This is a genomic window from Clostridium yunnanense (genome assembly GCF_016595795.1).
GTDB lineage: Bacteria > Bacillota > Clostridia > Clostridiales > Clostridiaceae > Clostridium_AR > Clostridium_AR yunnanense.
On sequence record NZ_JAENHN010000016.1, the window covers coordinates 25,517 to 37,804 of the forward strand.

9 protein-coding genes are annotated in these 12,288 nt (G+C 29.5%); all 9 read right to left on the reverse strand.

Translation table 11 applies throughout. From position 1 onward, the window contains the following. Positions 1-39: 39 nt before the first annotated feature. Positions 40-1,224 (reverse strand): ABC transporter permease subunit, encoded by a 1,185-nt coding sequence (locus JHL18_RS06005; RefSeq protein WP_200267146.1) that lies wholly within the window; start codon positions 1,222-1,224, stop codon positions 40-42. 2 nt (positions 1,225-1,226) lie between these two features. Further along, the gene (locus JHL18_RS06010; RefSeq protein WP_200267148.1) at positions 1,227-2,132 is read right to left on the reverse strand and encodes an ABC transporter ATP-binding protein; all 906 of its coding nucleotides are present in this window, start codon (positions 2,130-2,132) and stop codon (positions 1,227-1,229) included. Positions 2,133-2,644: 512 nt separating this feature from the next. Beyond that, the gene (locus JHL18_RS06015; protein ID WP_200267150.1) at positions 2,645-4,369 is read right to left on the reverse strand and encodes an extracellular solute-binding protein; all 1,725 of its coding nucleotides are present in this window, start codon (positions 4,367-4,369) and stop codon (positions 2,645-2,647) included. A gap of 129 nt (positions 4,370-4,498) precedes the next feature. Further along, on the reverse strand, positions 4,499-5,401 hold the full coding sequence (locus tag JHL18_RS06020) for a carbohydrate ABC transporter permease (protein ID WP_200267152.1): 903 nt from the start codon (positions 5,399-5,401) through the stop codon (positions 4,499-4,501). A gap of 32 nt (positions 5,402-5,433) precedes the next feature. Next, positions 5,434-6,384: an ABC transporter permease gene (locus JHL18_RS06025; RefSeq protein WP_200267154.1), complete on the reverse strand. Its 951-nt coding sequence runs from the start codon at positions 6,382-6,384 to the stop codon at positions 5,434-5,436. 328 nt (positions 6,385-6,712) lie between these two features. After that, entirely contained in the window at positions 6,713-8,347 is a 1,635-nt protein-coding gene (locus JHL18_RS06030) for a response regulator (RefSeq protein WP_243277813.1), read from the reverse strand. A 79-nt stretch (positions 8,348-8,426) separates the two neighbouring features. Then, positions 8,427-10,199 carry a histidine kinase gene (locus tag JHL18_RS06035; RefSeq protein ID WP_200267158.1) on the reverse strand — a complete coding sequence of 591 codons (1,773 nt, stop codon included), beginning with the start codon at positions 10,197-10,199 and terminating at the stop codon, positions 8,427-8,429. A gap of 13 nt (positions 10,200-10,212) precedes the next feature. Beyond that, positions 10,213-10,920, reverse strand: a complete 708-nt coding sequence (locus JHL18_RS06040; RefSeq protein ID WP_200267159.1) for a DUF624 domain-containing protein — start codon at positions 10,918-10,920, stop codon at positions 10,213-10,215. An 11-nt stretch (positions 10,921-10,931) separates the two neighbouring features. Then, complete coding sequence (locus JHL18_RS06045) at positions 10,932-12,194, reverse strand: ROK family transcriptional regulator (protein WP_243277810.1); 1,263 nt, start codon at positions 12,192-12,194, stop codon at positions 10,932-10,934. Between the last annotated feature and the right edge of the window lie 94 nt (positions 12,195-12,288).

A 12,288-nucleotide genomic window follows, 5' to 3' on the forward strand; every position in this document is an offset into this window, starting at 1 on the left:
ATTAATGAAATAATTTTTCAAGTCTGAGCGAGTTTTAATTTATATTGTCTTTTCTTTCCTGTTAAATATTAAGGTTCCAAGCAAATAGAATATGACCAGTTGTATTCCTATGATCAGAAAACTAGAGTATATTGATATATTTGGATTTTTCATCGTCCTAGATAACTCACCAGTTATTACGCTAACTCCATCAAAATAACCTGCAAAAATCATATTATATAAAGTTTTAATAGCTTCAAAATTACTCCTTGAAACAACATTAACAAATAAACTTGTTCCTACACAAACTACAAAATTTATACTTACAGATAATATGGAATTCTTTGATATTGTTGATATCATCATTATAAACGCACATGCACATATCATATACAATGCTTGCAGACCTATTCCTATCATCAGTACTTTCCATATTGGCAGTAGATACATACTTCCATGTACAAGAGAAACACCATTTAGTAAATCATTCTGATATTTTCCTCCAACTATATTAGGTAACTCAGGATTTTCAAATCCAATCATTATCCCTAAAGTTAAGAAATTTATCAATTCTAATAATAGTACTGAGCCAACAGTTAAAATATTAAGGGTAATAAATTTTGATAAATATATCTTAACTTTGGAAACCGGTCGCACTAGCATCATTCTAATAGTCATTGGATTAAATTCACCAGATATTGAATCTGAAATAATTACCACAACAAAAATTGGTATAAAAAACATACTCATTAATCTTATAATACTTATAATTACGTTAAGAGCTTTCTCTTTATCTCCAGTATAAACAGGCTCTATATTTTTATCTAAACATATCTGATACATTTTTTTACCGATTTCTAAATTATCCTTATCTTCTATGCTTCCATCTTCCAACTTATTAAGTTTATTATCAATATCTGCTATCTTTCTTTCAGCTAAATCTCTCCATCCTAGATCCTTATTATCAATTTCAAACTGTAACTCATTATTTAGTGATTCCATATCCTTAATTTTGTTCTGAATATCATTCTTATTGTTTTTATTATTACTTCTCTCAAGATTAATTTTCAAATCATCTATAAACTTCTGATTTTGTTTAATTCTGTTTTGTGGACTTGAGGTTCTTCTACTATTTAGCATATATATATTTGAAAATAACATTATTATAACTAACATAAATAGCATTATGATTGTTTTCTTTTTCTTAATTTCCTTTAATAATTCATTCTTTATAAGCTTGTACATATTTAATTCCCTTCTTCTCTTAATACATCAAAAAATTCTGTTTCTAGATTCTTTTTTACTTCGCTTATGTAATATATATCAATATCATTAGTTACTGATACTTTAATTACATCCTTTATGCTATTCTTCTTAATAGTTAAATAAATACTATCTTTATTTATATAGCTCTTATTCATATATTCTTTTTCCTGTAGTAAATCATATAATTCATTTATTCTAGAACATCTAATAACATAATCTTCAAATTCCTCTTTATTCCTATCCATGATTTTTTCTTTTACTATTTGTCCCTTATTTATAAAAATTACTTTTTGGCATATGTTCTCAATCTCTGATAATATATGTGAAGATATAAAAATAGTACAACCTCCGTTATTTATATCCTTAAGTATATTTCTAAACTCAACTATTCCCTGTGGGTCTAAACCATTAGTAGGTTCATCTAGTATTAATATTTTAGGCTTCATTATTATAGCTTGAGCCAACGCTAATCTTTGCTTCATGCCTAATGAATAAGCTCTAACTTTCTTATCTAAACTATCAAATATTCCAACCTTTTTAGCTACTTCAATTAAGTTTTCTTTAGATAAATCTTTATACATATTTGATATAATTTTCAAGTTCTCTCTTCCTGTCAAATACTCATAAAAATATGGAGTTTCAATTGTGCATCCTATTTTTTCTAAAGCTAGTTCTCTATTCTTTTTTATATCATAGCCCATTATCCTAACATTGCCTTTTGTTGCTGGTATTAAACCTACCATAATCTTCATCAATGTACTCTTTCCAGCACCATTGGGGCCAACAAAACCAATTATTTCATTTTCTTTTATTGTAATATTGATATCACTTAATGCTCTTTGTTTTTGATAATCTTTATACACGTTGCTAACTTCTAAAACCTTCATAAATATCCTTCTTTCTAGATCTAATGTTCATTAAATCTTTCCACTTGCTATCTTCATATCTCTTTTTAACCTCTTACGATAAAAATATTGGTATCTTTCCTAATAAATCTATAGTATTTTTTTGCTTTTGTTCACACAAAAAGCAGTTTTCTTTTATATTATTGTATCACAACCTTTGGTACATTTAGTGTAAAAATGTATTTTTTTGACTTATACAAAATACTTTTGCCAAATTTAAAGTTATTTTGTTTCATGAAAAAGTAAAAAAATAAGAAAGTTCACTTGAAGAATATTTATATATTTTTATAAATAAAGCCATGCATATAAGGATATTTACTTTCCTTATTATGCATGGCTTTTAATTTAGACTATGTTCAAGAATATTATTGAAATTAATTAGTTCTTTGCGTAAGCTCATTTAAGCGTCGGATGATTAACCAATTAATTTCAATATGGTTCTGTAACATCTCCTTAATTTATGAAGAGCTTTTATTGCTATTCACATTATTTAACTATTTTAAATTCTTTCTAGCAGCAAATCTCTTTTCTGCTTGTTTTCCATAGAACTTAACTACATCATCATAGCCTAAGCCCTTTGATTTTTCTATCATATCTTTTTGTAATGAAGCAAATTCTGAGTCGCTCTTAGCAAATACCATCTTCCAAGAGTTTTGCTTAATAACTGTAGCTATTTGTCCCATTTTTTGTTGTGTTGCACTATCTAGCGCATCATCACTAACATTTGTTACAGGACTAACTACTATCTTATTGTTTTTAACGAAGTAATCCTTATCATTAGTAGCATTCAAAGTCTCTCTCCAGCTCTTATCAAGAGGAGTTACATTATCATTTAAAGTTGAAGACCATAATTGCCAGTTATAAGGCTCTTTAGTATCAGGATTAACAGAGTTTGGATTTACAGTTTGGAAGTTAAGAGCATTTATGCCGTCTTTGTAAGTTCCGCCGCCATATTGGTCTGATACTTGTTCTGCAGCAGTTGATGGCACAGCCCTTTTACCAAAGTCTGTAAATACAGTTTTACCATCTTTAATGTCCCAAGTTAATCCTTTAGGTCCATTTGTAGAAGTCATAACACCCTCTGGTGAGTATAGCCAATCGATAAATTGCATAATCTTTTCTGGATTCTTAGCTTTAGCACCAATTGCTATTACTTGGTTAGCACCATAGTTAGCAAAACCATTTGAATAAACCTTTTCATCGTTGAATGGTACTAATTTAAAGCCTTGTCCTTTATTCACTCTTTCTTGAGTATTGTATTGAGTACTAAAGAATGGGAACCAGGAGAATAATATTTGACCATCTTTCATCTTATTACTTGCGTCGTCGTATTTTTGTGATATAGAATCTGGATCAACAAGTCCCATCTTGTTCGCTTCATAGTAAAGCTTTAAAGTTTTCAAATAGTATCCATTTGGATCTAATATATCTTGATATTTGTCTTCATTTCCATGAACTAACAAGAATCCAAGCTCATCATATCCTTGCATACATGCAAATTGTTTTCCTAGCATCATCATGTTACCATCCCAATCACTCCACATTGAGAATGCATAAGTAGGTTTTCCAGAATCGCTCTTAGGATTTGCTTCTTGCATCTTTTTAAGTAATGGTAAATAATCTTCGACTGTATTTATTGTAGGCTTTCCAAGCTTTTGATATAGGTCCCAACGTACTGTTGGTTCATAAGTCATTTCAGTTCCTTCTGAAGGACTAGTTGCAGGCATTGTAGAAACTCCATGTCCAAGTCCATAAACTGCTTTTCCATCACCGAAATTAGTCTTATTTTTTTCGATTGCTTTTTGGAACTCTTTAATATGTGTTCCGTACTTATCTAAAAGACCATCTTTATTCCAATCTAATAAAAGACCTGCTTTTATCGCATCTCTATACTTTTGATCATCAGCTCCAAATACTACTATGTCACCTAAATTTCCAGAAGCCATCATTGTAGCAAACTTACTATCTCCACCTTGTAGATTTGAAGATATGATGTTCATATCTAGACCAAACTTATCTTTTACAATCTTTCCAAACCATCCTGTTTGCTCACCAGCATAGTTTGCAGTCATTGAAAATACATCAATTTTTTGTAGATCGTTTTTGCTTGTATCTTTCTTAGTATCATCTGAACATCCTACCATACCAATAGACATAGTAGTGATTGCAGTAGCTAAAGCTACTGCTTTTCCGATAGTTTTGCTTAAACCTCTCTTCATTACTAATCCCCCTTAAATTTGTTTCTATTTATTTTAATATCCATATTGCTGCTTATAATAATGATATTTCTTAAGTTGCTATAATCATAAATGCTTAAAAGCAGCAATTAGAATAATAAAAACTTAATATTAACCCTTTACAGCTCCAATCATTACACCTTTTACGAAGTGCCTTTGGAAATATGGATATACGAATAATATTGGAATAACAACAATCATTGAAACTGTCATTCTTACAGATGTTGCAGTTTGCATATTAGCTACATTTGCAGCTGCTATTCCACTTTGACTACTCTTTATAAGCGCAGCCAGTGATGAAGCCTCATTTAGATACTTATAAAGAACGAATTGTAAAGTAAATAATTTTGAATCAGTTACAAGGAAAAGCGTATCTGTGAAAGAATTCCATTGAGCTACCGCAGAAAATATTGTTATTGTAGCAAGTATTGGTTTTATTAGCGGCATTACGATTTTTAAAAATATTGTATAAAGTCCTGCTCCATCTATTTCTGCTGCCTCCTGAAGAGATTCTGGTATTCCTTCAATAAAAGTCTTTACAAGTATAATGTTGAATGGTGATATAATGGTTGGTAAAACATAAGCTAAAAAGTTATTTGTAAGCTTTAGGTTCATCATTGTTATATACCAAGGCATAATTCCAGCATTAAAATACATTGTAATTATTACAAATCTATACCAAAACTTTCTTCCCCACATTTCCTTCTTAGTAAATAGAAACCCTAAGAATGCTGATGCAAATACTGTTAGTGCTGTTCCGATTACAGTTCTACTTAGTGTTATAAAAGCTGCTTGACCAAGTCCTCTAATCTTTAAAACTTCTAAATAATTTGTAAAATGAATGCCTTTTGGAATAAAGTTTACAAGTCCTTTGCTACTTAAATCATTGTTACTTATGGTATTTATAAATAAATAATAGAACGGAAATATACATATTAACGTAAATGCTATAAAAAATGTATAAATCACTATATTAACTATTGTATCAGATAAACTATTTGAATGCTTTTTCATCGCTTTACAACGCTCCTTATCATATATTGCTATTAAATTATTGTTTCTCCTCTAAAAAGTTTAGACATGTTATTTGCTACGAATAATAAGAACACGCTTATTATGGACTTTAGCATACTTATGGCAGTGGAGAATGAGAAGTTTGCGCCAACCATCCCTATGTTGTAAACGTAAAGATCTAACACTTCTATATGTTCTTTATTTATTGCATTTTGGAATACAAAGTATTGATCCATACCATTGTTTATAAAATTTGCTATAGACAGTAGTAGTAAAACAAAATATGTTGGCATAATTCCAGGAACCGTTATATGCCATATTAATTTAAATCTTCCGCAGCCATCAACCTTTGCAGCATCATATAATTCTTGATCTATCCCAGTTATTGCGGCTAGATACATGATAGCTCCCCATCCAAGGCCTTTCCAAATACTCCAAAGTGTCATATTTAACCAAGTATGGTTATCAGAGGCCAAGAAATTTATCGGAGTCTCAATAATATGAAGGTTAATTAACAAATGATTTATTAGACCGTTATCTACTGAAAATAATGTGAATGCTACTGAGTATACTAAAACCCAGCTTATAAAGTTTGGTATTGTAGTCAAAACTTGTACTGTTTTTTTGAATCTTTCTCTTCTTATTTCAGTGAGTAATATTGCAAAAATAACAGGAAATACAGAAGTTAAAATATTAATACTACTTATTGCGATTGTATTTTTCATAACTCTTAAAACTTCTTTAGTCTGTACAGGATTTGCAAAAATTGATTTAAACCATCTAAGCCCAACAAACTCTGACTTACTTAATGGTATTCCTGGTCTATAATCATAAAAAGAATACAACCAGCCATGAAGCGGTAAATATGAAAACAAAAATGTTAAGATCAAGAATGGCAATGCCATAAGAAAAAGTTTATACTTATTCGGAATTGAAAATTTCTTTTGAGTTGATGTTTTATGAGTTTTTTTAACCGTTATCATCTTTTCTTATCCCCTTAAATTAGTAATATAAGTTTGATTATATTTCTGCTTAAACTACCGTTACTTTAAAACGTTTACTAAGTTTTTTTATATCTAGGGCCGATAATTATATTAAAAGCCGCTGTAGAAAAGGATTACATTTACATTAATTAGATTCTTCTGTTTCAGTTATCTGCTATATTTATATCTTAAAACTTATGGTATATACTGTAAATATAAAAAAACAACACTCCTTTTGATAATCAACACTCTTTATAAAGTTATTTAATTATATAAAAAAAAGATATCAGCTTATTAAAAAAATGCTGATATCTACTAAAATTTTATATTATCCTCTTATGACCCTTTCATGGAACTCACCTGGAGCTATGCCAAATGTATTTTTAAACACCATACAAAAATATGATGTATTTGGTATTCCTACTTCTTGTGCAACACTAGAAACCTTTTTATTTGCTTTACTTAAAAGTTCTTTGGCTTTTTCCATTCTATACTCGCACAAATAAACATTAAAGGTTTTTCCAGTAACCTTCTTAAATATATTACCTAAATAGTTAGGAGATAGATACACTTCTGCAGCAATTGTTTTAAGACTTATGCATTCCATGTATTTTTTATCAATCAACTTTATAACTTTCTTCACTATACTCTCATCTTTACTTCCTCTTTTTTCATTCAGAAATGTAAGTACACTTTCAAAGAAGGTATAAAAATATTCTTTTATAGCATTTATATTATTTAAGTTCATAAAAGCTTTGACACTATCGTTGTAATCCTGCATAAATTCTTCAGTTCTTTTATTTATATTGTATACAAAAAGAGATACCTCATTTATTATATTGTAAAGATAGTTATTAAGTAAGTCTCTATCGTTACATTTAGTATTAGTTATATAATCAAACATTTCTGTAATGAGCTGATAAACTTTATCTTCCTCAGAAGAACTTAGTGCACTGACCAAATTTTTGGAAAAGTAATTCCCTTTCACTACAAATTCGCATAGTCTGTCCTCAAACTTTTTTGAATTTGCTTCTACACCCTCATAGTAAGTCAACCCTTTTATTGACCAAAACTCTCCAAACCTAATTGCTTCTAAAGCAGAGTTATAGGATAGAGGTATATCATCTATTGTTTCAACCTTTTTGCCAATTCCAATCTGAAGTGCAATATTATTCTCTCTTTTTATTCTTGCAAGATACTTGTTTGATATATAATATAGCAAAGTATCAAAATCTTCTTCGGAATTTAATGAAACGCAAGCTACTAGTTGACTCCTAATGCTATCCTTATATAAAAATGATTTTTCAACATTAAAATAATTCTTATTCTTGAATTCATCTATATTATTGTTAATTATATCAAACAAACCTTGTTCATCTATAATTGCTGAATCATTAAATTTAGATTGCCTTATAATCATTACTAATATGTTGTCTTCTTTTATAAGGTTTATATGAAAATACTTTAAGTACTCGTAGAGCTCATCTTCCTTTACTCTTCCCTCGAAAAGATCTGCTATAAACTGTGTCCTAGCGACACTATAACTTTCTTCTATCTGAAGCTTACTTTTACTTTCCTCTAAAGCCATTTCATAAGCCTTTATGCATTCATTTGTAGCACCTTTTATAACTTCTATCATCTCTTTTTCTTCTACAGGCTTTAATAAATATGCATAAGCTCTAAATTTTATGGCTTCCTTAGCGAACTTAAAATCATTATATCCAGATAAGATTATAATTTTTACTTCCGGAAGAAACTCCTTAATAATTTTTGACATCTCTAAGCCTGCCATACCTGACATCTTTATATCTGTAATAATTAAATCTGGTCGCATCTTTCTGGCTAGTTCTACCCCCTCTATACCGTCACAGGCTGTCTCAACTACCTCTATTCCAAAACTATTCCAATCCAAAAATTCAAGAAGACCTTCTCTTTCTAATCTCTCATCCTCAACGATTAACATTCTTAACACAATAAGATCCTCCTCCTTAAGAGATTTCTACTTACACTATGAATCAACAATATGGTAGAAAGCTAACTATTTAAATGTAAATCAACACTTCAGTTCCAATCCCTTCTCTGCTGTAAATAGAAAAAACATCCTTTTTACCTGAATAAGTTTCTAATCTTTGAATTATATTTTTCACTGCATATCCACTGCCTTTAGTACTTTCTGCATCACCATTTAACACCCTTATCAACTTTCCTTTGTCCATTCCTACTCCATCATCTATTATCTTTATGCTTAAAGTACTTTCAAATGAACTAATCTTTATTATGATGGTTCCATGAGAACTTTTTGGTTCAATCCCATGGCTTAATGCATTTTCTACTATAGGTTGTAGAATATTTTTTATGATTTTCTTAGAATATGAGGCTTCATCAATCTTATATACTACATCAAACTTATCTTCAAATCTAATTTTCTGTATATGAAGATAAGCCTTTACCATTTCTACCTCTTCCCCAACGGTAATTTCCCTATTTCCCTTACTCAAAACTAATCTATAAAACTTTGCTAAAGAATTTGAAATAGTTTCTATTTGAGATGACTTTACTTTTCTGGCCGCCCACGTTATTGTAGCAAGTGTATTATATAAAAAGTGAGGATTAATTTGAGCTTCTAAGGCTTTAAGTTCTGCCTCTTTCTCCATAAGCTCTATCTTGTAAACGGTCTCTACCAATTCATGTATTCTTGAAGTCATATGATTAAATGTAGTACCTAGCTCGCCAAATTCATCTGTTGAATCAACATTCACAGAAACATTAAGATTTCCATCTCTTACTTGTTTCATAGCCTTAACCATGTCTTTAATCCTAGACAACAATGCTGTTGTAGTAAAAAATATAACTACTCCCAAAAACATGGATGAAAATAATAAAACAAGCTCAATATTTCTAAAAGAACTTTTAATCTCATTATTAAAATTATCAGCTGGAAATATTCCAAGTATATTACAATTTATCTCACTAATCGGAATGGAAATAAAAATATATTTTTTATTGAATACTTTACCAACCTCACTAATTCTTTTATTTGGTGTGAAGTGAAAGAAATTACTCTTTATCACATCTTGCTTGAACAAATTTGGAATATTGTTAGATACTACAACACTATCCTCATCTGCAACGAATATCTTACCAAGCTTTGTTACTATTGGATCCCGAAGCATATCGAAGAGAACAGTTTCTTTGACTTCAATTTCAAGGGTACCAGTCTCCCTAAAGGTATTACTTGAAATTATTTTCTTTGAGTAAGTTAATACTTGCTCACCTGTACCAGTACTATCCTTAAGTGCCCGTGTCTTTGCTTCATGGGTACTAGTCCAACCATTATCTAAAGGTTTCTTTTGATTCAAGGCTAAAAACTTACTGGAATCAGTATCTTTATTCACACTATAGTAGCTGTCTGACATTTCAGTTACTATATTATCTGACATGTATATCTTAATGGAATTTATATATCTATTTTGCTTTAATATGTTTTCAACAATAGGCGATATATTAAACTGATAATCTTGTATTTGATATACGGAATTATCGTATTTATAATCTAAAAAATCCTGGATTCTTTTGTCTAAAACCAAAATATCTGCAGCACTTTCTATAGAATTTCTTTTTTGCAGGATACTCTCCTTGGTTTGCAACAGATTTTGTTCCATAACCAACTGACCTTGCTTAACTGTTGAATTTGATGTCTGTTCATACATATAAATTCCAAAAATTATTATCTGTATAAGTAATATAAAAAAATATACTAATGCAAACTTAAATCTCACGCTTAAATTATTAAAAAAATCTATGATCTTTTTCACACCTATGCACCTTCTATGCATCTATGCCATTAGTATCTTGTGGTTGTAACATAGCTTCTATCTCATTTAAGGTATTAGTGTGGAATAGCATTACTATATAACATAAAATGCTAGCTGAGAAAAGTAAAATAATAGACCCGCCTTTAAGTGAGATTGTCCATAATAAATATAAAATTGCTAATGCAGCTGCTGCTACATGAATTCTTCTAAAGAAATAAAAGATAGCTAACTTAACTATTTGCATCTTTTTTAAATAAAACCTAGAAACTATAGGTAAAACATAAAAATTTATAATTGCTAAGAAAATTATAGCTAGTACTAATATAACCATTTGTAGTATTGCATTTGAAGATGTAACTGCAAAGTATGATCTATCAAAATATAATACCACTAGGATAACTACTTCAAAAAAGCCAAAGATCACTGACTCAACAAAATTAGTCTTATAGGCTTTAAAAAACTCTTTTGTCATGTTAATGTCTTTTTCTCTAATGATTTTTCCCATTGAACTTAAAAGTGCTGTTAATGCAGGCGCCATTGGTAAAAGGGTTAATATAAACAATAATGTATTATCACTTCCTACTGTAGATATTATCCCTAGAACAACTAACAACATTGGCATATTCAAAAGCCAAAAATAGAAGTTCCCAACTAAAAACCACCATATAAAATTTGTTGCTGTAAATATTGGTCCTTCTCCAAATTCTTTCTTTACTTTCATAATTGCCTCCACTATAATATTCTTTCATTTATAAAAAATAGTTTTTCAATTGGTAAAATTGCTGCTCCTATTATGGATGAATCATCCTTAAACCTTGAAGTAAGTAGCTTTAAATCATCTTCACTAAAAAAATTTATATCTTTAAAAATCCTATCTTTTAAAGGAGGAATGAGAAACCTCTCATAATTACTTATGTCTCCTCCTATTACAATATAATGAGGATCCATTATTAGAATTATATTTTGAATTCCAATAGCTAAATACTCTAAATATTCTTCCCAAATAGTACTAGCCTTAAAATCTTTTTCATCAAGTAAATTAAAGAATTGATCAAAAGAGTATATAGGATTCTTTTCTTCCATATTATATTTTTTCAAAATCACTTCTGATGATGTGTAGACTTCCCAGCATCCTTTTTTTCCACAGGTACAAGGAACACCATCTTTCTCTACAGTCATATGCCCAAATTCACCTGCTCTTTTATTCTTTCCTTTATAGAGATAGCCACTTACAACAATTCCAGTACCCACACCTTCTCTTACTGATATGTATACTAGATTTCTCATATCCTTTGCTATTCCGAGTCTCAGCTCAGCCATAGCAGCAGAATTAGCTTCATTTTCTACATATACCTTTATATTAAGCTTTTCCTCTATATAATGAAAATCCATATTCTTAACAAAAAGATTAGGAGCAAGCTCTAATAAAAGTTTTTCTTCATTCACAGTACCTGGAAGTGAAAATCCTACTCCAAGCACATTTGCTTCTTTTATATTTCTTTTTAAAATTATAACTTTAATTATCTTGCAAATTTCATCAAAAATATCTTTTACGTTGCTTTCATTTAGTTTAAATGAGTCATTAAACATTATGCTTTCATCTTCCAAAATAACTGCATCAAGATTAATTAAAATTATTCTTATGTATTTGGAATTTATCTCCACTCCAAAAGAACACCTAGAATTTGGCATAAATCTTACTATCATAGGTTTTCTTCCACCACTTGATTCAGCAACTCCACACTCCTCAACTAATCCATCTTCAATAAGTTCATTCGTAATATTAATTACAGTTGGTATACTCAGTCCTGTTTCTTTTGATATTTCCTGCTTTGTAAGTTCTCTTTTATTAAATAATAAGTTTATTATTAGCTTTATATTTGAACTTCTTATTGTATCTTTATCTAGATTTTTTAATTTCATCATTGTTCTATCATTCCTTTGTACACTTAATATAACTTTATCTTCTATCACCAATCTAAGAAGATTGTCCAAAGATAAATTCGTCTTTTAAATATTTACAGCTAAAAGTTAAAATTTTACGTTATCTTTATAATTTTCTTAATTATACCAAATATAACGTTTTCAC

What these genes read in the sequence shown, in the direction of transcription:
- JHL18_RS06010 (WP_200267148.1), bottom strand. Translation starts at nt 2,132, where the DNA reads ATGAAGGTTTTAGAAGTTAGCAACGTGTATAAAGATTATCAAAAACAA.
- JHL18_RS06020 (WP_200267152.1), bottom strand. Translation starts at nt 5,401, where the DNA reads ATGAAAAAGCATTCAAATAGTTTATCTGATACAATAGTTAATATAGTG.
- JHL18_RS06040 (WP_200267159.1), bottom strand. Translation starts at nt 10,920, where the DNA reads ATGAAAGTAAAGAAAGAATTTGGAGAAGGACCAATATTTACAGCAACA.
- JHL18_RS06030 (WP_243277813.1), bottom strand. Translation starts at nt 8,347, where the DNA reads ATGTTAATCGTTGAGGATGAGAGATTAGAAAGAGAAGGTCTTCTTGAA.
- JHL18_RS06025 (WP_200267154.1), bottom strand. Translation starts at nt 6,384, where the DNA reads ATGATAACGGTTAAAAAAACTCATAAAACATCAACTCAAAAGAAATTT.
- JHL18_RS06015 (WP_200267150.1), bottom strand. Translation starts at nt 4,369, where the DNA reads ATGAAGAGAGGTTTAAGCAAAACTATCGGAAAAGCAGTAGCTTTAGCT.
- JHL18_RS06005 (WP_200267146.1), bottom strand. Translation starts at nt 1,224, where the DNA reads ATGTACAAGCTTATAAAGAATGAATTATTAAAGGAAATTAAGAAAAAG.